Consider the following 22776-nt stretch of genomic DNA (forward strand, 5'->3'; position numbering starts at 1 on the left):
CGAGGTGGATAGTCTGCGTCCAGACATTTTCAACCTTCTGGATGCCTCCCATGAAAAAAGTACTCCTGCTCAACGGCGGTAAAAAGTTCGCCCACTCCGACGGCCGCTATAACGCCACCCTGCATGACACCGCCTTGGCGGTGTTGGACCGAGGCGGTATCGACGTCAAGGTCACCCATATCGACGAAGGCTACGACGTGGCCGAAGAGGTCGCCAAATTCCTCTGGGCCGACGTGATCATCTACCAGATGCCAGGCTGGTGGATGGGCGCGCCATGGATCGTCAAGAAGTACATCGACGAAGTCTTCACCGAAGGCCACGGCAGCCTGTATGCCAGCGATGGTCGCACCCGTTCCGACGCCTCGCAGAAATACGGCAGCGGCGGCCTGGTCCAGGGCAAGCACTACATGCTGTCACTGACCTGGAATGCACCGCAGCAAGCCTTCGACGACCCGACCGACTTCTTCGAAGCCAAGGGCGTGGATGCGGTGTACTTCCCGTTCCACAAAGCCAACGAGTTCCTCGGCATGACCGGCCTGCCGACCTTCCTGTGCGTGGACGTGATGAAACGCCCGGCCATCGAGGTGGATGTGGCGCGCTACGAACAGCATCTGGCGCGGGTGTTCAACCTCTCGGTGTAAGCTGCGGTACACCGATAACGAGGACCGCCCGTGAAAGCCCGATCCGATGAGCTACAGATCTTCGTCAGCGTGATTGAGTGCGGCTCGATTTCCGCCGCCGCGGAGCAGGTCGGGCAGACGCCGTCGGCGGTCAGCCGCACTCTGTCGCGCCTGGAAGCCAAGCTTGATACCACGCTGATCAACCGCACCACGCGGCGCATGGACCTGACCGAGGAGGGTAAGTACTTCTTCGAGCAGGCCAAGCTGATCCTGGCGCAGATGGACGAGCTGGAGGAGCGCCTGTCGTCACGCCAGAAAAACCCCGCCGGGCGCCTGCGCATCAATGCCGCCGTGCCGTTCATGCTGCATGGGATCGTGCCCTATATCGCCGAATTCCGCCGTTTGTACCCGCAGATCCAGCTGGAGCTGAACAGCGATGACCTGATCATCGACCTGTTGGAACAGAGTACCGATATTGCGATCCGCATCGGTGCCCTGGCCGACTCCACCCTGCATGCGCGATCCCTGGGCTGTACGCCGCTGCATATCCTCGCCAGCCCCGACTACCTCAAGCAGTACGGCACGCCGACGACGGTCGCCGAGTTGGCTGACCATACCCTGCTGGGCTTTACCCAGACCGAAACCCTCAACCACTGGCCGCTGCGCCATGTGGAAGGTGACCGCTGGCTGATCGAGCCCAGCGTGGCCGCGTCCAGTGGTGAAACCCTGCGCCAGTTGGCGTTGGAAGGGCAGGGCATTTGTTGCCTGTCGAACTTCATGACCGTCGAAGACATCAATGCCGGGCGCTTGGTGCCGGTGCTGGAGGCGTTCAACAGCGGGTATCGCCAACCGATCCACGCGGTGTTCTACCGCAACTCGCAATTGGCGCTGCGCATCCAGTGCTTCCTGGACTTTATCCAGGCCAAGCTGGCGCGGTATGCGTGCTGATTCGTGACCCTCACGCAAGAGTGAATTGGGCGGTGCGGGCTTATTCGCCAGGGATGAGTCCGTAACAATGGACCCATCACTTACCCCGTCAGGAGCACTCTCCATGAACGTATTCATTACCGGCGCAGCCGGTTTTATCGGCGGTTCCATCGCCACTGGCCTGGTCAAGGCCGGTCACACGGTTACCGGCCTGGTACGCAGCGCCGAGCAAGCGGCTGAAATGACCGCCCTGGGCATTCACCCGGTGATCGGTACCCTCGACGATGCTGCTGTGTTGGCCGAGCAGGCGCACAAAGCCGATGCAGTGATCAATGCCGCGAGCAGCGACCATCGTGCCGCGGTGGAAACCCTGCTGGCCGCACTGAAAGGCTCGAATAAGCCATTCCTGCACACCAGCGGTTCGAGCATCGTGGGGGATGCGTCGGGCGGTAAGTCCAGCGATGTCCTCTATTTCGAAGACAGCCTGCCGGAGCCGACCGTCGACAAGGCTGCCCGCGTGGCCATCGACAACCTGATCCTGGCGGCCGCAAAAGACGGCGTGAACTCAGCGGTGATCTGCAACACCCTGATCTACGGCCACAGCCTGGGTGTGAAGCGCGACAGCGTGCAACTGCCGCGCTTGCTCAAGCAGGCACGCAAGAGCGGCGTGGTGCGCCATGTAGGCTCCGGGCAGAACATATGGTCCAATGTGCACATTGAAGACGTGGTGGCGCTGTACCTGCTGGCACTGACCCGCAACGTGCCGGGCACGTTCTACTTTGTGGAAAGCGGCGAGGCCTCGTTTATCGACATGACCACGGCGATTGCCCAAGCCCTGAACCTGGGCCGGCCGCAGGATTGGCCATTGGCCGACGCTGAGGCCGAGTGGGGCTATGAAATGGCCAACTATGGCCTGGGCTCCAACAGCCGCGTGCGCGGCAGGCATGCCCGCGAGTTGCTGGGCTGGGCGCCGAAGCGTACGTCGGTGGTGGAGTGGATTAGACACGAGATGGTCTAAGTTTTCCGCCGTTTAGTTGTGGCGAGCGGGCCTGCCCGCGTCGGGCTGCGAAGCGGCCCCCTGTTAGTAATCGCATACATTCAGGCAGAAATACGGTGAATGGTTTTGGGGCTGCTTCGCAGCCCAACGCGGGGCAAGCCCGCTCACTACAAGGTGTGTGCTTGCCTTAAAAATCTGGCCCCACCGCGCTCAATTCCGTACCATTCCCCGCCTTATCCCCCGCAATGCCCTGGTACCTCATGAACCTCACCCGTCTGCGCGCCGATGCCCTGGCCGGCCTCACCACGTCTTTCGCGCTGCTGCCCGAGTGCATCGCCTTTGCCCTGGTGGCTCACCTCAACCCGCTGATGGGGCTGTACGGCGCCTTTATCATTTGCACCCTCACCGCCTTGTTCGGCGGCCGGCCCGGCATGGTGTCCGGGGCGGCAGGCTCGATGGCGGTGGTGATCGTCGCGCTGGTGGTGCAGCACGGCGTGGACTACCTGCTGGCCACGGTGCTGCTGGGCGGGCTGATCATGGTCGCGTTCGGCCTGTTGCGCCTGGGCAAGCTGGTGCGCATGGTGCCGCACCCGGTGATGCTGGGGTTCGTCAACGGCCTGGCGATCATCATTGCCCTGGCCCAGTTGGAACATTTCAAGAACGGTGAAAGCTGGCTCAGCGGTACGCCGTTTTACGTGATGACCGGCCTGGTGCTGGTGACCATGGCCATCGTCTACCTGCTGCCGCGCATCACCCGTGCGGTGCCGCCGGCCCTGGTGGCGATCCTTGGCGTGGGCCTGGCCGTGTACCTGCTTGGCCTGCCGACCCGTACCCTCGGCGACATGGCCCACATCGCCGGCGGACTGCCGAGCTTCGCGCTGCCGCAGATCCCCTGGACCCTGGAAACCCTCGGCATCATCGCCCCCTATGCGTTCCTGATGGCCATGGTCGGCCTGCTGGAAACCCTGCTGACCCTGAACCTCACCGACGAAATCACCGAGACCCGTGGCTACCCCGACCGCGAAAGCGTGGCCCTGGGCGCGGCGAATATGCTCTCGGGCCTGTTCGGCGGGATGGGCGGTTGCGCGATGATCGGGCAAACCGTGATCAACCTCAGCTCCGGCGGGCGCGGACGTTTCTCCGGGGTGTTCGCCGGGGTGATGATCCTGCTGTTTATTTTGTTTCTGTCACCGCTGATCGAGCGGATCCCGCTGGCGGCGCTGGTGGGGGTGATGTTCGTGGTGTCCCAGCAGACCTTCGCCTGGGCGTCCCTGCGGGTGATCAACAAGGTGCCGCTCAATGATGTGCTGGTGATTATCGCGGTAACGGTGATCACGGTGTTCACCGACCTGGCCACCGCCGTGCTGTGCGGCATCGTGATCGCAGCACTGAACTTTGCCTGGCAACAGGCCCGTGAGCTGTACGCCGATGAGCATCTGGAAGCGGATGGCAGCAAGCTCTATCGCCTGCACGGCACGCTGTTCTTTGCCTCGACGACGCCGTTCCTGAACCAGTTCGACCCGGCCAACGACCCCGCCCAGGTGACGCTGGATTGCCGTCACCTGAGCTTTGTCGACTACTCGGCAATTGCCGCGCTGATGACCCTGCGCGAGCGCTACAGCAAGGCCGGCAAGCATTTGCGCGTGCTGCATTTGTCCGAACGCTGCAAGAAGCTGCTCAAGCGTGCGAGGGTGCATCACGACTGATTTTATGGCCCGACCAGGTCTTCCAGTTCCTGGGCGCGGGTCTGGGTCATGTCCAGCACGCAGCCGGTGCCGTTGACCTGGTCGATGGTGCCGCCGGTAGCCGAGCCGGCGAAGGCACAATTGGCGTCACGGTACTTGATCCACAGGCGCTGCAGGTCCTGCAGTTGCTGCCTGCGGTTGCCTTCCTGGGCGGCAAGGGCGGTTTTGTAGGCTTTGTTCAGGCGCGTGTCCTGCACCTTGGTTTCCTTGACGTTGCAGCTGACCATGTCGGCAGTGGTGTTGGCGCCGTCCATGCATTTTTTCAGCGCCGGGTTGTCGGCGGCGGCGGCAGTGCCGCACACGGCGAGAAGCAGGGCGCCGGCGGCGAGTGTCGTACGAATCATGCTCGATTTTCCTGGCAACGGTGGATGTGCATTCTATGACTCAAGGGTATTCGTTGAGTTTCCAGCCTTCTCTGATCTTCATGTAAGAACACCCCCCCGGATTTTCATGCACGGCCCTTGGGCATACCCCAACGCGACAGCGCTTATCTGTGGGCGAAAGTTACTTTCATGAAATTTGAAAATGCTCCTCGGTAATGATTTATGAGTTTCACAACCAATTCGACGTGACCCTTTCCGAGGAGTACCGCATGGCCGCATCACCGGGCTTCGGGCTATTGGCATACGCTGCCATCGCCATCATTGCTTTGATCGTGCTGATCGCACGTTACCGGCTCAACCCGTTTATCGTCATCACCCTGGTGTCCATCGGCCTGGCGCTGATGGCCGGGATGCCGGCGGACACCATCATGGGCTCCTACGAGGCGGGCGTCGGCAAAACATTGGGGCATATCGCCCTGGTCGTGGCACTGGGCACCATGCTCGGCAAGATGATGGCCGAGTCCGGTGGCGCCGAGCAGGTGGCGCGCACCCTGATCAACCGTTTCGGCGAACGGAATGCCCATTGGGCCATGGTGTGCATCGCCTTCCTGGTGGGGCTGCCGCTGTTTTTCGAAGTGGGCTTTGTGCTGCTGGTGCCAATCGCCTTTACCGTGGCGCGGCGCGTGGGGGTGTCGATCCTGATGGTCGGCCTGCCGATGGTTGCCGGCCTGTCGGTGGTGCATGCGTTGGTGCCGCCACACCCGGCGGCGATGATGGCCGTGCTGGCGTATAACGCGTCGGTGGGGCAGACCGTGCTCTATGCGATCCTCATCGGTATACCCACGGCGATCATCGCCGGCCCGGTGTACGCCAAATTCATCGTGCCGCGTATTCACCTGCCGGCGGAAAACCCACTGGAACGCCAGTTCATCGAGCGCGAGCCCCGTGAGCGTTTGCCGAGCTTCACACTGACCATGGGCACCATCCTGTTGCCGGTGGTGCTGATGATGATCGGCGGTTGGGCCAACGTGATCTCCACCCCAGGTACGGGCTTCAACCAGTTCCTGCTGTTTATCGGCAACTCGGTGATTGCGCTGCTGGTGGCGACCCTGGTGAGTTTCTGGACCCTGGGCCTGGCGCAGGGCTTCAACCGTGAGTCGATCCTCAGGTTCACCAATGAATGCCTGGCGCCGACTGCGAGCATCACCTTGCTGGTGGGTGCGGGCGGTGGCCTGAACCGGATCCTCGTGGATGCAGGCGTCACTCATGAGATCCTCGGCCTGGCCCACGCGTTTCAGTTGTCGCCGCTGGTGATGGGGTGGCTGTTTGCGGCCCTGATGCGCATCGTCACAGGTTCGGCCACGGTGGCCATGACCACCGCATCCGGCGTGGTTGCGCCGGTCGCCCTGGGCCTGGGTTATCCACACCCGGAATTGCTGGTGTTGGCCACTGGCGCGGGTTCGGTGATCTTTTCCCACGTTAACGACGGCGGCTTCTGGCTGATCAAGGAATACTTCAATATGACGGTGATCCAGACCTTCAAGACCTGGACCGTATTGGAGACGCTGATCTCTGTGGTTGCCTTCGGTCTGACTTACGGCCTGTCCTGTATTTTGTAACCCGGAGCCTTCATGGACATCCTCTACCAGATCCGCGCCCGTCAGGATTCTTTCAGCGCCGGCGAAGGGCGTATCGCCAGGCTGATGCTGGAGGACGTGGGCTTTGCCGCCTCGGCCAGCCTGGAAGAGCTGTCCCAACGGGCCGAGGTCAGTACCGCGACGTTGTCGCGGTTTGCCCGCAGTGTCGGTTGCCGGGATTTGCGCGACCTGCGCCTGCAACTGGCCCAGGCCAGCGGCGTCGGCAGCCGCTTCCTGGACCCGGCGGGGTTGCCTGAGCAGTCGGCGTTTCATCGGCAGATTCTTGGCGATATCGAGGCGACGCTGCGCCAGCACTTGTCGGGTTTCAACCAGGCGAGTTTCGTCGATGCGGTCAACCTGCTGGGCAAGGCGCGGATGATCCACGCGTTCGGCATGGGCGGGCCGTCGAGCTTGTGCAGCGATGAATTGCAGGTGCGCCTGGTTCGCCTGGGCTACCCGATTGCCGCCAGCCACGACCCGGTGATGATGCGCGTCACGGCTGCAACCCTGGGGCCGGAACACGTGCTGATTGTCTGCTCGCTCACGGGCCTCACCCCTGAGTTGCTCGATGTGGTGGCGCTGGCACGCAACTACGACGCGCGCATCGTCGCCATCACCCTGGCCGACTCACCCCTGGCGCAGTTGGCGGATGTGCTGCTGCCGCTGCAACCGGCCGAAACCAGTTTTATCTACAAACCCACGGCGGCGCGCTACGGCATGCTGCTGGCCATCGACCTGCTCGCCACCGAACTGGCGCTGGCCCTGCCCGACGACAACCAGGAACGCTTGCGCCGGATCAAGCTGGCCCTCGACGATTATCGCGGCGGCCCTGACCGCATGCCGCTTGGAGATTGACATGACGTACGACACGCTGATTCGCCAGGCGCTGATCATCGATGGCAGCAACACCGAAGGGTTTGTCGCCGATGTGGGGCTGCGTGACGGGCGCATCGAGACGATCGGTGACTTATCGACGGCGGTGGCCGCGCATGAAATCGACGCGACAGGCCGGGTCCTGGCGCCGGGCTTTATCGATGTCCACACCCACGACGACACGGTGGTCATCCGCCAGCCGCAGATGCTGCCCAAGCTCAGCCAGGGCGTGACCACGGTGATTGTCGGCAACTGTGGCATCAGCGCCTCACCAGTGAGTTTGCGCAGCGATCCGCCGGACCCGATGAACTTGTTGGGCAGCGCTGCGGCGTTTGTTTATCCCCGGTTCAGCGACTATCGCAGCGCCGTTGAAAGCGCTCATCCAGCGGTCAACGTTGCGGCATTGATCGGCCACACGGCGCTGCGCAGTAACCACATGGACGACCTGCATCGCACCGCCACAGCGGATGAAATCGCCGCCATGCGTGTGCAGTTGCACGAGAGTCTCGAGGCCGGTGCCCTCGGTTTATCCACAGGCCTGGCCTACGCCAGCGCGTTTAATGCCGAGACCGATGAAGTGCTGCAACTGAGTGAAGTACTCACCGCCTTCGGTGCGGTGTACACCACCCATTTGCGCAGCGAATTCGAACCGGTGCTGGAGGCGATGGACGAGGCTTTTCTGATCGGCCGGCACGCACAGGTACCGGTGATCATTTCCCACCTCAAATGTGCGGGCGCGGGGAACTGGGGGCGTAGTCCGCAGCTGTTGGCGGCGTTGGAGTCGGCGGCGAAAACCCACCCGGTGGGGTGTGATTGTTATCCCTACGCGGCCAGTTCTTCGACCCTGGACCTCAAGCAGGTGACCGACGCATTTCGCATCACCATTACCTGGTCGACGCCGCACCCGGAAGTGGGGGGGCGCGACTTGCAGGACATTGCCGGCGAATGGGACGTCTCGTTGATGGATGCCGCTCGTCGTCTACAGCCTGCGGGAGCGGTGTACTACGGGATGGATGAAGCGGATGTGCGACGCATCCTTGCGCATCCATTGTCGATGGTGGGGTCTGATGGGTTGCCCGAAGACCCGTTTCCACACCCACGCTTGTGGGGGGCGTTTCCACGGGTGCTGGGACATTTCAGCCGGGATGTCGGGTTGTTCCCGTTGCACACCGCCGTGCACAAGATGACCGGCTTGTCGGCAGCGCGTTTTGGGTTATCCGGGCGTGGTGAAATTCGTGAAGGGCATTGGGCCGACCTGGTGTTGTTCGACCCGTTGCGGGTGCGGGATGTGGCGGATTTCAATGAGCCACAGCGGGCAGCGCAAGGCATTGATGGCGTGTGGGTCAACGGCGTATTGAGCTACAGCGATGGCCAAGCGAACGGTCAGCGACCGGGGCGATTCCTGGCGCGCAGTGGGGATTTGCGTGGTGGGTTTTCGACTCTATAGTGGGCGCTTTCATACACGGAGCGATTGCCATGCACTTAGGAAAAGTCACCCCCATCCTGCGGATTTTCGATGAGGCCAAGGCCTTGGAGTTCTACGTCGACTTCCTGGGGTTCAAGGTCGATTGGCAGCATCGCTTTGAGGCGAACTATCCACTCTATCTGCAGGTGTCGCTGGGCGATTGTGTACTGCACCTGTCCGAACATCATGGCGATGCTTCGCCGGGCGCGGCGGTGCGGATTCAGGCGCAAGGGGTGGACACGTATCAGCAGCAGTTGGCGGGCAAGGATTACCGTTACGCCAAGCCTGGGGTTGAGCAAACGCCTTGGGGATCGCGGGAGATGAGCATCAAGGATCCGTTTGGGAATCGGGTGGTGTTTGTTGAGGAAGGTGAGGGCTGAGAGGTAAATCGCAGGCAATAAAAAACCGCCTTAGTAGGGCGGCTTTTTATTGCAATCCCGGTTAGTAGCTGGGGTTGCATATTCAGCGGAAGCTATGACCAGCATCCTAGGGCCCACATGTTCCGGTAAGTGTGCTGGAGGTAAGGCCCAACTCACGGAGGGCCGAGTATGTCCAGGTTTGCCTGTGGCGAGGGAGCAAGCTCCCTCGCCACAGTGAGAGCGGTTTTTACACCCGGAAGTGACTGACCATCTGCTGCAACTGGCTACCCAGTCGCGCCAGTTCCACACTGGATTTAGCGGTCTCATTACTGGCGGTGGCGGTCTGTTCCGACACATCACGCACATTCACGATGCTGCGGCTGATCTCTTCGGCCACGGCGCTTTGTTCCTCGGCGGCTGCGGCAATCTGCTGGTTCATGGACTGGATGTTTGACACCGTGCGGGTGATATTTTCCAGGGACACACCGGCCTTGCGCGTCAGTTCGACACTGCTGTCGGTGAGGCTGCGGCTGTTGTTCATCACGTTGGCGACTTGCTGGGTGCCGTTCTGCAAACCGGCGACCAGGCCTTCGATTTCCTCGGTGGATTTCTGCGTGCGCTGGGCCAGGCCACGCACTTCGTCGGCGACCACGGCAAAGCCGCGACCGGCTTCACCGGCACGCGCCGCTTCGATCGCTGCGTTGAGCGCGAGCAGGTTGGTCTGTTCGGCCACCGCCTTGATCACGTCCATCACGCTGCCGATCTTGTTGCTCTCTTGTTGCAGGTGCGCCATGGCATCGGTGGAACGTTCCACTTCGGCGGCCAGGCGTTCGATCTGGGCGATGGCCTCGGCCACCACTTTATCGCCTGCGCGGGCCTGGCCGTCAGCGTCGGCGGCAGCCAGAGAGGCTTGCTCGGCGTTGCGTGCGACTTCCTGCACAGTGGCGGTCATTTCGTGCATTGCCGTGGCGACCTGATCGGTCTCGATCTTCTGGCTGTTCACACCGGCGCTGGTCTGCTCGGTCACGGCCGACAACTCTTCGGCGGCGCTGGCGATCTGGGTCACGCCGTCGCGAATCCCGCTGATCAGTTCACGCAAGGTGGTGCCCATGCGCTGGATGCCTTGTTGCAGTACGCCCAGCTCATCGCGACGGGTGACCTGGATATTGTGGCTCAGGTCGCCGGAGGCGATGCGCTCAACCACGGCCAGGGTTTCCTGCAGTGGGCGGGTGATCTGGCGGGTGATCACCAGTGCCGCGATGATACCGACCAGCAGTGCCAGCAGCGTGCTGATCAACTGCAGGCTACGGGCCTGGGCGCTTTCGGCGTCGCGACGATCCAGCTGGATGTCGTAGAGCTTGTCGCTGATGGTGACGATGTCGGCGCCTTGGGTGGTCATTTCGGCACGGGCAGCCACGATGTTGGCGTTGGCCGTCTTGTAGTTTTGAACGGCTGTGCGATAGGCGCCCAGGGCGGTTTCCAGGGCGCTCAGCGCGCTTTGCTGGCTGGCGCCGAATGCGACACTGAGGCCTTTCAAGCCGCCGATGGCTTTCTCGATTTGTGCCGCCGCGCGGGCTTCGGTGTCCGGGTTGACGTTGTTGGTGTAGCCACGCACTTCGTAGCGGGCCAACTGGAACGCCTGCTTGGCGTTGGTCACCGCCTGGAACTGAGTGAAGCGCTCCGGGCTGTCGGGCATCTGCTGCACGCTGGTGTCCAGCGCATCGATCTGGGTGTTGGCGATATCGGCCTTGTCCCCCATGACCTGGCGAGCAGCGTTGCCGTTACGGTAAGCCTCACGCATTTTGTTCAGGGATTGCTGATAAGCCGTGATGATGGCTTTCTGCTCGTTGAGCAGCTTGACGTTTTCCGGGCTCTTGAAGCTGTCCAGGAGTTTCTGTTGCTGGGCAGCAAAGGCATCCAGGCTGGTCTGCACGTTCTGCGCCACGGCTTCATCACCGTTGGCCAACATGTATTGCAGGCGCACGATGCGCAGTTTGGTCAGCGACGCGTTGAGCTGGGTAATGTCGCTCATCCAGTTACTGCGGTCGATCAGGCTGCCCAGGCTGGTCCAGCCGGTGAAGGCCAGGATCGAGGTGAGAACCAGTACCAGGCCAAAGCCCAGGCCCAGTTTGAGGTTGACGCTGATGTTACCGAACCAGCTGTTCATCGAATGCTCCGCGAAGGTGATTTTTTGTCTGCTGGACGGTGTTGTTGTTTGAGCCAGCCAAAGTGTGTAGCGCTGTATCGGCGGGGAGGGTTGAATCTGAAGCGCTTTTATTGCGCGTGCGACGAAGGGTCGCGATCCCGGTGCCGCGCCGCGGTGGGGGGCTCATCACCAGCAGGTCTTGTGTGCTAGTCTGCTGGCCCTTTTAGTTCAGGGCGGCGCGCACATCACTGTTTCCAGTGCTGCCCTACAGCGGAGCCTCTTCATGTCCGAAGTTAATCTGTCCACCGACGAAACCCGCGTCAGCTACGGTATCGGCCGTCAGTTGGGCGACCAACTGCGCGACAACCCACCGCCGGGTGTGAGCCTGGACGCGATCCTGGCTGGCCTGACCGACGCGTTCGCCGGCAAACCAAGCCGTGTTGATCAAGAGCAAATGGCTGCCAGCTTCAAGGTCATTCGCGAAATCATGCAAGCCGAAGCGGCTGCCAAGGCTGAAGCGGCTGCTGGTGCTGGCCTGGCGTTCCTGGCTGAAAACGCCAAGCGTGATGGCATCACCACCCTGGCTTCCGGCCTGCAGTTTGAAGTGCTGACTGCTGGTGACGGCGCCAAGCCGACCCGTGAAGACCAGGTTCGCACCCACTACCACGGCACCCTGATCGACGGCACTGTGTTCGACAGCTCCTACGAGCGTGGCCAGCCAGCAGAATTCCCGGTTGGCGGCGTGATCGCCGGCTGGACCGAAGCCCTGCAACTGATGAATGCCGGTAGCAAATGGCGCCTGTACGTGCCGAGCGAACTGGCTTACGGCGCTCAAGGCGTTGGCAGCATTCCGCCGCACAGCGTGCTGGTGTTTGACGTCGAGCTGCTCGACGTTCTGTAAGACCTGCTGCTTACCTGTGGGAACGCGTCCGTTCGTTCCCACAGTGTCTTGCCGGTGTGTTCATGGATGGAACTTGCCATTGAGCTCCGTCGCCGGGCGCAACGCTCGGGCATAGCAGAACAGAAACAGATTGCGCACCACTTCCTTGAGCACTCCTGGTTCACTCGAACTCAGGCCGTTGACGTCCAGGTCTCCCTGATCCTGCAATTCATTCAGCGCTTCTTCTTCCAGCACCGCACAGACTTCGCCGGTTTCCCGATGAAGGATGCGCAGGTAAGGGTGTGGGCGGTCGAGCCAGGCATCTATCAAATAAGTCATGGGTACATCTCCTTGATGGGTTTCAATGAGAATAATTCTTATTCGTAGAATAGCAAGTGCCTATTGGCAGTTTCCTGGTTTTTCTGTGTGGATATTGCGAGGAGTCAACGGGGAGGGCAAAACGCCATCCCGCGCGGGCGCGGGATGGATGCAGCAGGTTCAGACTTTGCGCACGAACTCGGACTTGAGTTTCATCGGGCCGATACCGTCGATCTTGCAATCGATATCGTGGTCGCCGTCGCACAGGCGGATGTTCTTGACCTTGGTGCCGACCTTCACGACCAGGGACGTGCCCTTGACCTTGAGGTCTTTGATCACGGTGATGGTGTCGCCGTCCTGCAGGACGTTGCCCACAGAGTCTTTCTTCACGGTTTCATCGCCGGCCACTTCGGCCTCGCCATTGGCGGACCACTCATGGGCGCATTCCGGGCAGATCAGCTGGGCGCCGTCTTCATAGGTGTATTCGGAATTGCATTTCGGGCAGGGTGGCAACGTGCTCACTAAAGCTCCTTGAGATTCAGGGATGACTAAAAGTCGCACATTATATAGGGTTTTGTGATGTTGCAGGCTGTATGAAATCCAAATGTGAGAGGGGGCTTGCCCCCGATGAAGGTGTTCCAGTCGATATATCGACTGGCTGATCCACCGCCATCGGGAGCAAGCCCCCTCACACATTGGTCTTGCAGGTATGTCTTAGTGAGTACGCGCGACCGCAAACTCACTCAGCTCAACCAGGGCATCCCGGTACTCGCTGGCCGGCAGGGCTTGCAGGCACTGGATCGCACGGGCTACGTAGTCACGCGCCAGTTGCGCGGTGTACTCCAGGGAACCGGACGCTTCCACGGCAGCGCGGATGGCCTCCAGGTCTTCGATCCCGCCTTTCTGGATCGCCTTGCGCACCAGAGCCGCCTGTTCCGGCGTGCCTTCGCGCATGGTGTAGATCAGCGGCAAGGTCGGTTTGCCTTCGGCCAGGTCGTCGCCGACGTTCTTGCCCAGGGTCTCTGCATCGCCACGGTAGTCGAGCAGGTCGTCCACCAGCTGGAATGCCACGCCCAGGTGATCACCGAAGGTTCGCAGGGCTTCGGCCTGCTCGGCGGTCGCGCCGCAGAGCGCGGCGGCACTGTGTGTGGAGGCTTCGAAGAGCATCGCGGTCTTGCCGCGAATCACTTCCATATAGGTTTCTTCGGTGGTGCTGGCGTCGCGAACCTTGGACAGCTGCAGCACTTCGCCTTCAGCGATGATGCGCGTGGCCTGGGAAAGAATCTTCATCACCGGCATCGAGCCGAGCTCGACCATCATTTCGAACGAGCGCGAGTACAGGAAGTCGCCCACCAGCACGCTCGGGGCATTGCCCCACATCGCATTGGCGGTCTCGCGACCACGGCGCATGCCGGACATGTCGACCACGTCGTCATGCAGCAGGGTCGCGGTGTGCAGGAATTCGATGGTGGCGGCCAGCAGGCGCAGGTCATCGCCTTCGCGGCCCAGGGCCTTGCCACACAGCAGCACTAATAAAGGACGCAGGCGTTTACCGCCCGCCGACGTAATGTAGTCGCCAATTTTGGAGACCAGCGGCACTTTAGACGTCAGCTGCTGCTTGATGATGCCGTCGACGGCGCTAAAATCGTCCGCGACCGCGCGGTAGAAAGCTTGGGGTTGCATCAGCGACAGTCGCTCCAGAAGGGTTGCGCGGCATGCTAGGACCCTGACCCCCGGGTGTCAAGGCGCGATAGACGGCCACTTGCAACACCCATTTACCTTGCGTACAATCGCGCACCCTGAACTTCCTGGGCAGCACCTGCCTTACGCAATTGCATTCGGGACGTCCATCCCATGCAGCCATGCCAGCCAATACCTCTTCTTATAAAGCGCTGGGTGAGCAGGATTATCGGAGAAATACCATGTCGTACGCAGTAATTGTTACTGGTGGCAAGCAATACAAGGTCGCCCCAGGTGAATACCTGAAGATCGAAAAACTGGAAATCGCTACCGGCGAATCCGTTACCTTTGATCGCGTTCTGTTGGTCGCCAATGGCGATGACGTGAACATCGGCGCTCCAGTTGTTGCTGGCGCTACCGTTGTGGCTGAAGTGATCTCCCAAGGTCGTCACGATAAAGTCCGCATCATCAAGTTCCGTCGTCGTAAGCACCACATGAAGCGTATGGGCCACCGCCAGTGGTACACCGAGATCAAAATCACCGGTATTCAGGCTTAATTTCAGCCTAATTCCTCACTAGGAGAATTGACTCATGGCACACAAAAAAGCTGGTGGTAGTACCCGTAACGGTCGCGACTCAGAAGCCAAACGCCTTGGCGTTAAGATGTATGGCGGCCAGAAAATCATTCCGGGCAACATCATCGTGCGTCAGCGCGGCACCCAATTCCACGCCGGTTACGGTGTTGGCATGGGTAAAGATCACACCCTCTTCGCGAAAATCGAAGGCGTGATCAAGTTTGAAGTAAAAGGCGCGTTCAACCGCCGTTACGTGAGCGTTGTCGCCGCTTAATTGCGCGATCGCTGGAAAAGCCCTGTCTTGCGACGGGGCTTTTTCGTTTGTGGAGTGAGTCTCTTGCAAAGCTGTTTGTAATGGGCTCGAGCAGCTGGATTTGCGGCTGTTGATTGAGGTCGCTGCGCTCATTTTTGCAAGAGTCTTATGTCTTGGTTTCTTAAGCTCGTCCGTGCGGCGAGAGGCGTTTTGTTATGAAGTTCGTTGATGAAGTTTCCATCCGAGTAAAAGCAGGCGACGGCGGTAACGGTTGCATGAGTTTCCGTCGCGAAAAATTCATCGAAAACGGTGGCCCCAACGGCGGTGACGGCGGTGACGGCGGTTCCATCTACATGATGGCCGACGAAAATCTCAACACCCTGGTGGACTACCGTTACACCCGGCATTTCGATGCCGAGCGTGGCTCCAACGGCGGCAGCACAGACTGCACCGGTAAAAAAGGCGAAGACCTGGTACTGCGCGTACCGGTCGGCACCACGATCATCGACTCCGCGACCCAGGAAGTGATTGGCGACCTGACCAAGGCCGGCCAGAAACTGATGGTTGTACAGGGCGGCTGGCACGGTCTGGGTAACACCCGATTCAAGTCCAGTACCAACCGTGCACCGCGCCAGACCACGCCGGGCAAGCCGGGCGAGCAGCGCGACCTGAAGCTGGAAATGAAAGTACTGGCTGACGTGGGCCTGCTGGGCCTGCCGAACGCCGGCAAAAGTACCTTCATCCGCTCGGTGTCGGCCGCCAAGCCGAAAGTCGCCGACTACCCGTTCACCACCCTGGTGCCAAACCTGGGCGTGGTCAGCGTCGACCGCTGGAAAAGCTTTGTGATCGCCGACATTCCCGGCCTGATCGAAGGGGCTTCCGACGGTGCAGGCCTGGGGATTCGCTTCCTCAAGCATTTGTCCCGTACCCGTTTGCTGCTGCACCTCGTCGACATGGCGCCCTTGGATGACACCAGTGCACCGGACGCCGCCGAAGTGATCGTCAGCGAACTGACCAAGTTCAGCCCGGCCCTGGCCGAGCGTGATCGCTGGTTGGTGCTGAACAAATGCGACCAGATCCTCGAAGAAGAGCATGAGGAGCGCGTCAAGGAAATCGTCGATCGCCTGGAATGGACCGGTCCGGTCTACGTGATCTCGGCGATCGCCAAAGAAGGCACCGAGCGCCTGACCCGCGACATCATGCGCTACCTGGAAGACCGTGCCGACCGTCTGGCGGCCGACCCGGTATTCAAGGCCGAACTCGCCGAACTCGATCAGCAGATCGAAGACGAGGCCCGTGCCCAGTTGCAGGCCCTGGATGACCAGCGTGCCCTGCGCCGCAGCGGCGTGAAGTCGGTCCACGACATCGGCGACGATGATTGGGACGAAGAAGACGTGGATGACGAAGACGGTCCGGAAATCATTTACGTGCGCGACTGATCCGTTGCGATAAACTTGAACGCCGCTCCCTGGAGCGGCGTTTTGGTATCCGGGTATAACGTTATGGGCGGCGCTGGGTCGCGCGGCCCTCAATCTAAGGTTGAAGATGATGCGGAGCAAAGTGACAGGTGCGCAGCGCTGGGTCGTAAAGATCGGAAGTGCGCTGCTGACGGCGGATGGCAAAGGCCTGGATCGTGCAGCCATGAGCGTCTGGGTCGAGCAGATGGTGGCCTTGCATGAAGCAGGTGTCGAGTTGGTGCTGGTGTCGTCCGGGGCGGTTGCCGCCGGGATGAGCCGCCTCGGCTGGACCGCGCGACCCAGCGCGATGCACGAGCTACAAGCCGCCGCCGCCATCGGCCAGATGGGCCTGGTGCAAGCCTGGGAATCCAGCTTTGCCGAGCACGGCCGCCACACGGCGCAGATCCTGCTGACCCACGATGACCTGTCCGACCGCAAGCGCTACCTCAACGCCCGCAGCACCTTGCGTGCGCTGGTGGAGCTCAAGGTCATCCCGGTGATCAACGAGAACGACACCGTGGTCACCGACGAGATCCGTTTCGGCGACAACGATACCCTGGCCGCGCTGGTGGCCAACCTGGTGGAGGCCGACCTGCTGGTGATCCTCACCGACCGCGACGGCATGTTCGACGCCGACCCGCGCCACAACCCCGATGCCCAACTGATCTACGAAGCGCGCGCCGATGACCCGGCGCTCGACGCCGTGGCCGGCAGCGTCGGCGGCGCCCTGGGGCGTGGCGGCATGCAGACCAAGCTGCGCGCAGCACGCCTGGCAGCACGTTCCGGGGCCCACACCATCATCGTCGGTGGGCGCCTGGAGCGTGTGCTGGATCGCCTCAAGGCCGGTGAGCGCATCGGTACGTTGCTGTCGCCCGAACGCGGCATGCTGGCAGCGCGCAAGCAATGGCTGGCCGGGCACCTGCAAACCCGTGGCACTCTGGTGCTCGACGATGGCGCGGTGTCGGCGTTGTCCCAAGGCAACAAGAGCCTGCTGCCGGTGGGCGTCAAGTTGGTGCAGGGCAGCTTCCGCCGTGGCGAGATGGTGGTATGCGTGGCGCCTGACGGTCGTGAGATCGCCCGGGGCCTGGCCAATTACAGCGCCCTGGAAGCGCAGAAAATCATCGGACAATCGTCTGACGCGATTGTCGGACTCTTGGGTTACATGGCGGAACCGGAACTGGTTCACCGCGATAACCTGATCCTGGTCTAAACAAAGGGAATACACGATGCGCGTGATAAAGGGATTGCTCGGCCTGCTGTTGGCCCTGCCGCTGCTGGCTTCGGCCGAAGAAGTTGGCCAGGTGTCAACGGTGTTCAAGTTTGTCGGCCCCAACGACCGGATTGTGGTCGAAGCGTTCGATGACCCCAAGGTCGACGGCGTGACCTGCTATTTGTCGCGCGCCAAGACCGGCGGCGTGAAAGGCGGCCTGGGCCTGGCCGAAGACCGTGCCGAAGCCTCGATCGCCTGCCGTCAGGTCGGCCCGATCCGCTTCAAGGGCGAGCTCAAGGACGGCGACGAAGTGTTCAAGGAACGTACTTCGCTGGTGTTCAAGACCATGCAGGTGGTGCGTTTCCTCGACAAGAAGCGCAATACCCTGGTGTACCTGGTCTACAGTGACCGCTTGATCGAAGGCAGCCCGCAGAACGCGGTGACGGCGATTCCCATTCTGCCGTGGCCGACCGCTCAGTAATCCGCAGGCGAGTTTTGCAATCGGCGTCTATGATTGCAGGCTTGCGGGTTGTAATCTCGAAGCGCTGCTTTGCTAAGAACATGGGAAATCTGGAGTTCGTCATGAGTGCTTTCCACGACCTGAAACTCAAAGCTTTGGACGGACAAGAGCTGCCGCTGGCGCCCTTCAAGGGGCACGTTGTGCTGGTGGTCAACGTAGCCTCCAAATGTGGCTTGACCCCGCAGTACGCGGCGTTGGAAAACCTTTATCAGCAGTACAAGGACCAGGGATTTACCGTGCTTGGCCTGCCGTGCAACCAGTTTGCAGGCCAGGAACCGGGCACCGAGGAAGAAATCCGCGAGTTCTGCAGCCTGAACTACGGCGTGACCTTCCCCCTGGGCAGCAAACTCGATGTGAATGGCCCTGAGCGTCACCAACTGTACCGTTTGCTGGCGGGCGAGGGCGCCGAGTTTCCAGGGGATATCACCTGGAATTTCGAGAAATTCCTGCTGGGCAAGGATGGCCGGGTCCTCGCGCGATTCTCGCCGCGCACCGCACCGGATGATCCAACGGTCGTGCAGGCTATCGAAAAAGCCCTGAATTGAGCACCAGCAGGCGCAGCTTCAAGTTTCAGGCTTGAAGCTGGCCGCTGCTTTCATACCCCTTAATCACCCAAATCAATAGTGCTGTTCAGCACTCTGCACTCCTCATATTATCCGCATCATAAACCTCGTCTTCCGCGGAGTGCTCCCATGCCTGTCCAAGCCTTGTTCAAACCGTTCCAGCTCGGTGCACTGCAGCTGTCGACCCGTGTGGTCATGGCGCCGATGACCCGTTCGTTTTCCCCAGGTGGCGTGCCTGATTCCAAGGTCATCGAGTACTACCGCCGCCGTGCCGCTGCCGGCGTGGGCCTGATCATTACCGAAGGCACCGTGGTCGGTCACCCGGCCTCCAACGGCTACCCGAATGTCCCGCATTTCTACGGCGAGGCGGCGCTGGCCGGTTGGAAGAAGGTCGTCGATGCCGTGCACGCCGAAGGTGGCAAGATTGTCCCGCAGCTCTGGCACGTGGGCAGTGTGCGCCGCATCGGTACCGAGCCTGACGCCAGTGTGCCGGCCTACGGCCCGATGGAAAAACTCAAGGATGGCAACGTGGTCGTCCACGGCATGACCACCCAGGACATCAAGGATGTCATTGCCGCGTTCGCCCAAGCCGCCAAGGATGCCCAGGGCATCGGCATGGACGGCGTGGAAATCCATGGCGCACATGGCTACCTGGTCGACCAGTTCTTCTGGGAAGGCAGCAACCAGCGCACCGACGAATACGGCGGCAGCCTGGCCAACCGTTCGCGCTTTGCCATCGAGTTGATCCAGGCCACCCGCGCCGCCGTCGGCCCGGACTTCCCGATCATCTTGCGTTTCTCCCAGTGGAAGCAGCAGGACTACACCGCGCGCCTGGTGCAAACCCCCGAGGCCTTGGGTGAATTCCTCAAGCCGTTGTCTGATGCCGGTGTGGATATTTTCCACTGCTCCACCCGCCGTTTCTGGGAGCCGGAGTTCGAAGGTTCCGACCTCAACCTCGCCGGCTGGACCCGCCAACTCACGGGCAAACCGACGATCACCGTGGGCAGTGTCGGCCTGGATGGCGAATTCCTGCAGTTCATGGTCAACACCGACAAGGTTGCGCAACCGGCCAGTCTGGAAAAACTGCTGGAGCGCTTGAACAACGATGAGTTCGACCTGGTCGCTGTTGGCCGTGCGCTGCTGGTAGATCCGGATTGGGCCGTGAAGGTGCGTGAAGGTCGTGAAGGCGACATTCTGCCGTTCAGTCGCGAGGCGTTGACGACTCTGGTGTAGGGGCGTTGGAGCCCAGCCGGCGTTCGCTATCGACGGCTGAGCGTGAGGGTTCGCTGTTTCAGGCGAAAGGCTGGGTATTGAGTACCCGGCCTTCCGCTTGTGTTCAGGCCATCATTCGCCTCAATGCTTATTGCCTTGTCCTTGGTCCATATTGGTTAAAGCTAGAAGTGCTGTCCGTCTGGTCGGAACGTACCCATTGAGGTGGCCTGACGGAACATTGCTCCTGGTTTGGGCGCGTACCACCAGGTAATGGAAGGCTGTCAGTGGGCTGCGGGCGTTGCCAGTCATTCTGCGCCGGCCGCCAGGCGTTTTGCGGGCGTGTGGGCTGCGGGCGGTTGTCATGGTTGTGCGATGGGCGTTGCCAGTCGTTCTGCGCCGGCCGCCAGGCGTTTTGCGGGCGTGTGGGCTGCGGGCGGTTGTCATGGTTGTGCGATGGGCGTTGCCAGTCATTCTGCGCCGTTTGCCAGTTGTTTTGCGGGCGCGAAGGTTGCGGGCGGTTCCAGCCAGTGTTGGTGTGGTTCTGGTGGTTTTGACCGCTTCCGGATGGGGATGCCCATGCGGAGGGGTTGAATGGTTGGAATCTCAGCGCCATTGATCCATTTATCAGTGTCGACATAGTGCTCTCTATTAGTTTTTCAGCATGAATGACCTGCCTTGTTCGAGTGTGTTTCACAGGGACACACCCCCTCTTACGGCAGGCGTCATATAAGTGGCGATAATTCGCTCGACGTTCCGGAAATATCCTGTTGTGGCGTGCCGATTCAGGCAGTCTCAGGCAGGCATTCCTACCGTTGAAACCAGTATTCAAGGGGTAGGCAGGCAGGGCGGGGAATTGGCCTACTTCATTCGTAGAGCGTTCAACGAATGTCAGGCAGTGTTGGAGCTGCCAAATGTTCTGCGCACACATCGCGTAACTGGTTCTCGAACTGCTCGATAATCGCCGGCCAGCCCTGGCGGCTCGCATGTTGGCGTGCATTGAGGCGGGCCCTGCGCAAATGTTCGCTGTCTTCCAGCAACCATCTGGCCGCATCGCAAAACGCGTCCTCATCACCCGGCATGGCCAGCACACCGTTGTAACCATGGCGGATATGCTGGGTCGCCGCCGCCTGGTCGTATGCCACCACACCCAGCCCGGAGGCCATGGCTTCGAGCACCACATTGCCGAAGGTTTCGGTCAGGCTGGGGAACAGGAACACGTCCCCTGATGCGTAATGTCGCGCCAGTTCTTCGCCGCGCTGGGTGCCGCAGAACACCGCATCGGGCAGGTCGCGCTCGAGCATCGGGCGTTGCGGGCCATCGCCGACGATGATCAGTTTCAGCCGACGCTGTGGATAAGTTGCCTGCAGCGCGTCAAAGCAGCGCTTGAGCAGCCCGAGGTTTTTCTCCTGGGCCAGGCGCCCCACGTGCAGCACGGTAATATCGTCGTTTTCCAGGCCCCAGCTTTCCCGTAGTGCGTTGTCACGCTTGGCCGGGTGGAATAACTGGCTGTCCACCCCGCGCGCCAGCATCCCCAGGCGCTCGAAATGCCGACGCTCCAGTTCCAGGCGTTGGCTGGCACTGGGCACCAGGGTCAAGGTCGAACGGTTATGAAACCAACGCAGGTAGTGCGTGACCATGCGGCTTAACAGGCTCAGGCCGTACTGGTTGGAGTACTGCTGGAAATTGGTGTGAAAACCGCTGACCACACTGATTCCCAGGCGCCGCGCCGCCCGCAGCGCCGACAGCCCCAGCGGGCCCTCGGTGGCGATGTAGAGCACGTCGGGGCGCTGGCGTGTCCAGCGGCGCAGCAACTTGTGCATCGACGACTGGCCCCATTGCAGGCCTGGGTAACCCGGCAGCGGCCAGCCGCGGCAGAGCAGCAAGCCATCATCGCTGGGCCGGCTTGCATCGGCGCCCTGGCGCGGGCGAACCAGTTCGACTTGATGGCCGCGCGCGCGCAAACCTTCGCACAGGCGGCCAAGGGTATTGGCCACCCCGTTGATCTCTGGCGGGAAGGTTTCGGTGATGAGAGTGATGTGAAGCGAAGCTGTCGTCATGACCCACAGTGTCGCCGTGGGCCATGTCGCCATTGTGTCATGCAGATGATGGATTTATGACTTGGCCACTTTCGGCGTCGCCATGGCTTCGGCGCCCTGTTCGCGCACCCAGAACAACGTCGCCCCGGCCACTGCCGCCGGCATCATCAGCAGGTTGACCACCGGCACCAGCAGCACCAGGTAGACGATGCCGCCGAAGCTCATGCTCTGCCAGCGCTTCTGGCGCAGCCAGGCGAGCATTTCGTTCCAGCCCAGCTTGTGGTTATCGGCCGGGTAGTCGATGTATTGGATCGCCATCATCCACACGCCGAACAGCAACCACAGTGGCGCGGCGATCAGGTTGACCACCGGAATGAACGACAGGATAAACAGGCCGATGGCCCGTGGCAGGAAGTAGCCCAGCTTGCGCATTTCCCGGGCCAGGGTACGCGGAACCATTTCAATCAGTTCGCCCCAGCTGAAGGCCGGGAAATCATCGGTACCCCGTACCACCACTTCGACTTTCTCGGAAAGAAAGCCGTTGAACGGTGCCGCGATGATATTGGCGAGCATGGTGAAGGTGAAAAACACCATCAGCACCACCAGCACCACAAACAGCGGCCATAGCAGGTAATTCAGAAAGCTCAGCCAGCCGGGCAGGGTTGGCATCAAGTGGTCGACCCACAGGCTGAACTGATGGCCGGCAAAGTAGATCAGGCCGACGAACAGCACCAGGTTGATCGCCAGCGGCAGCAGCACAAACAGGCGCAGGCCGGGGCTCAGCACCAGTTTGAGGCCTTCACGCAGGTATTGCGGGCCGGAAAGAACAGGGGCGGGCATGGAGAACTCCGAGCAGGATGACGAACGCGCCGACCTTACCGGCTTTGCCTTCAAGGCGAAAGCGTGGTCGGTGTGACGACATCAACGGTAACAAAGGCGTCGATTAATCGGCCTGACTGCATAGAGACCGCCTATGAGCT

The 22776-nt window shown here is 61.1% G+C and carries 23 protein-coding genes and 1 pseudogene; 16 read left to right on the forward strand and 8 right to left on the reverse strand.

What is annotated here, in order from left to right:
• The first annotated feature begins 50 nt into the window (after positions 1-50).
• From BB029_RS09295 to BB029_RS09310, 4 genes are all read left to right on the forward strand, one after another.
• Complete coding sequence (locus BB029_RS09295; RefSeq protein ID WP_027607662.1) at positions 51-641, forward strand: NAD(P)H-dependent oxidoreductase; 591 nt, start codon at positions 51-53, stop codon at positions 639-641.
• 30 nt (positions 642-671) lie between these two features.
• Positions 672-1568 carry a LysR family transcriptional regulator gene (locus BB029_RS09300; RefSeq protein WP_065938995.1) on the forward strand — a complete coding sequence of 299 codons (897 nt, stop codon included), beginning with the start codon at positions 672-674 and terminating at the stop codon, positions 1566-1568.
• 103 nt (positions 1569-1671) lie between these two features.
• Positions 1672-2565 carry an NAD-dependent epimerase/dehydratase family protein gene (locus tag BB029_RS09305; RefSeq protein WP_065938996.1) on the forward strand — a complete coding sequence of 298 codons (894 nt, stop codon included), beginning with the start codon at positions 1672-1674 and terminating at the stop codon, positions 2563-2565.
• A 239-nt stretch (positions 2566-2804) separates the two neighbouring features.
• Complete coding sequence (locus BB029_RS09310; RefSeq protein ID WP_065938997.1) at positions 2805-4250, forward strand: SulP family inorganic anion transporter; 1446 nt, start codon at positions 2805-2807, stop codon at positions 4248-4250.
• 2 nt (positions 4251-4252) lie between these two features.
• On the opposite strand, the gene BB029_RS09315 is transcribed toward BB029_RS09310, so the two are convergent.
• Complete coding sequence (locus BB029_RS09315) at positions 4253-4633, reverse strand: lysozyme inhibitor LprI family protein (protein WP_065938998.1); 381 nt, start codon at positions 4631-4633, stop codon at positions 4253-4255.
• Between the two features lie 248 nt (positions 4634-4881).
• Between BB029_RS09315 and BB029_RS09320 the strand changes: the two genes are divergently transcribed.
• From BB029_RS09320 to BB029_RS09335, 4 genes are read left to right on the forward strand one after another with little or no spacing between them, the layout of a single operon-like run.
• On the forward strand, positions 4882-6231 hold the full coding sequence (locus BB029_RS09320) for a gluconate:H+ symporter (protein WP_256558172.1): 1350 nt from the start codon (positions 4882-4884) through the stop codon (positions 6229-6231).
• Positions 6232-6243: 12 nt separating this feature from the next.
• Entirely contained in the window at positions 6244-7104 is an 861-nt protein-coding gene (locus BB029_RS09325; RefSeq protein ID WP_065939000.1) for a MurR/RpiR family transcriptional regulator, read from the forward strand.
• Position 7105: 1 nt separating this feature from the next.
• Positions 7106-8569 carry an amidohydrolase family protein gene (locus BB029_RS09330; RefSeq protein WP_065939001.1) on the forward strand — a complete coding sequence of 488 codons (1464 nt, stop codon included), beginning with the start codon at positions 7106-7108 and terminating at the stop codon, positions 8567-8569.
• 29 nt (positions 8570-8598) lie between these two features.
• Complete coding sequence (locus BB029_RS09335) at positions 8599-8967, forward strand: glyoxalase superfamily protein (protein WP_065939002.1); 369 nt, start codon at positions 8599-8601, stop codon at positions 8965-8967.
• A 226-nt stretch (positions 8968-9193) separates the two neighbouring features.
• Here BB029_RS09335 and BB029_RS34130 read toward each other — a convergent pair whose 3' ends face one another.
• Positions 9194-10057 carry a methyl-accepting chemotaxis protein gene (locus BB029_RS34130; RefSeq protein ID WP_371914613.1) on the reverse strand — a complete coding sequence of 288 codons (864 nt, stop codon included), beginning with the start codon at positions 10055-10057 and terminating at the stop codon, positions 9194-9196.
• Positions 10049-11113, reverse strand: a pseudogene (locus BB029_RS34135) (methyl-accepting chemotaxis protein); the annotation flags it as partial. The pseudogene BB029_RS34135 and the gene BB029_RS34130, both read right to left, overlap by 9 nt.
• Before the next feature lie 262 nt (positions 11114-11375).
• Here BB029_RS34135 and BB029_RS09345 point away from each other — a divergent pair.
• Complete coding sequence (locus BB029_RS09345) at positions 11376-11993, forward strand: FKBP-type peptidyl-prolyl cis-trans isomerase (protein ID WP_003176055.1); 618 nt, start codon at positions 11376-11378, stop codon at positions 11991-11993.
• Positions 11994-12053: 60 nt separating this feature from the next.
• On the opposite strand, the gene BB029_RS09350 is transcribed toward BB029_RS09345, so the two are convergent.
• From BB029_RS09350 to BB029_RS09360, 3 genes are all read right to left on the reverse strand, one after another.
• Complete coding sequence (locus tag BB029_RS09350) at positions 12054-12311, reverse strand: hypothetical protein (protein ID WP_003194088.1); 258 nt, start codon at positions 12309-12311, stop codon at positions 12054-12056.
• A 159-nt stretch (positions 12312-12470) separates the two neighbouring features.
• Entirely contained in the window at positions 12471-12812 is a 342-nt protein-coding gene (locus tag BB029_RS09355; protein ID WP_003230858.1) for a zinc ribbon domain-containing protein YjdM, read from the reverse strand.
• Between the two features lie 192 nt (positions 12813-13004).
• Positions 13005-13973 carry a polyprenyl synthetase family protein gene (locus BB029_RS09360; RefSeq protein WP_027607652.1) on the reverse strand — a complete coding sequence of 323 codons (969 nt, stop codon included), beginning with the start codon at positions 13971-13973 and terminating at the stop codon, positions 13005-13007.
• A 239-nt stretch (positions 13974-14212) separates the two neighbouring features.
• On the opposite strand from BB029_RS09360, the gene rplU reads away from it, so the two are divergent.
• From rplU to BB029_RS09395, 7 genes are all read left to right on the forward strand, one after another.
• Positions 14213-14527 carry a 50S ribosomal protein L21 gene (gene rplU, locus BB029_RS09365; protein ID WP_003176051.1) on the forward strand — a complete coding sequence of 105 codons (315 nt, stop codon included), beginning with the start codon at positions 14213-14215 and terminating at the stop codon, positions 14525-14527.
• Positions 14528-14561: 34 nt separating this feature from the next.
• The gene (gene rpmA / locus BB029_RS09370; protein ID WP_003176049.1) at positions 14562-14819 is read left to right on the forward strand and encodes a 50S ribosomal protein L27; all 258 of its coding nucleotides are present in this window, start codon (positions 14562-14564) and stop codon (positions 14817-14819) included.
• Between the two features lie 194 nt (positions 14820-15013).
• On the forward strand, positions 15014-16237 hold the full coding sequence (gene cgtA / locus BB029_RS09375; protein ID WP_015885843.1) for an Obg family GTPase CgtA: 1224 nt from the start codon (positions 15014-15016) through the stop codon (positions 16235-16237).
• 109 nt (positions 16238-16346) lie between these two features.
• On the forward strand, positions 16347-17465 hold the full coding sequence (proB, locus tag BB029_RS09380) for a glutamate 5-kinase (protein WP_065939004.1): 1119 nt from the start codon (positions 16347-16349) through the stop codon (positions 17463-17465).
• Between the two features lie 16 nt (positions 17466-17481).
• On the forward strand, positions 17482-17946 hold the full coding sequence (locus tag BB029_RS09385; RefSeq protein WP_065939005.1) for a CreA family protein: 465 nt from the start codon (positions 17482-17484) through the stop codon (positions 17944-17946).
• A gap of 101 nt (positions 17947-18047) precedes the next feature.
• Positions 18048-18530, forward strand: coding sequence for a glutathione peroxidase (locus BB029_RS09390; protein ID WP_065925972.1), 483 nt, complete (start codon positions 18048-18050; stop codon positions 18528-18530).
• Between the two features lie 147 nt (positions 18531-18677).
• Positions 18678-19781, forward strand: coding sequence for an NADH:flavin oxidoreductase (locus tag BB029_RS09395; protein ID WP_065925973.1), 1104 nt, complete (start codon positions 18678-18680; stop codon positions 19779-19781).
• An 857-nt stretch (positions 19782-20638) separates the two neighbouring features.
• On the opposite strand, the gene BB029_RS09400 is transcribed toward BB029_RS09395, so the two are convergent.
• On the reverse strand, positions 20639-21817 hold the full coding sequence (locus tag BB029_RS09400) for a glycosyltransferase family 1 protein (protein ID WP_065939006.1): 1179 nt from the start codon (positions 21815-21817) through the stop codon (positions 20639-20641).
• A gap of 54 nt (positions 21818-21871) precedes the next feature.
• Positions 21872-22636, reverse strand: coding sequence for a sulfate transporter CysZ (gene cysZ / locus BB029_RS09405; RefSeq protein ID WP_027607646.1), 765 nt, complete (start codon positions 22634-22636; stop codon positions 21872-21874).
• Positions 22637-22776: the final 140 nt, after the last annotated feature.

This window comes from Pseudomonas sp. S3E12, from assembly GCF_001702295.1.
Classification (GTDB): Bacteria; Pseudomonadota; Gammaproteobacteria; order Pseudomonadales; family Pseudomonadaceae; genus Aquipseudomonas; species Aquipseudomonas marginalis.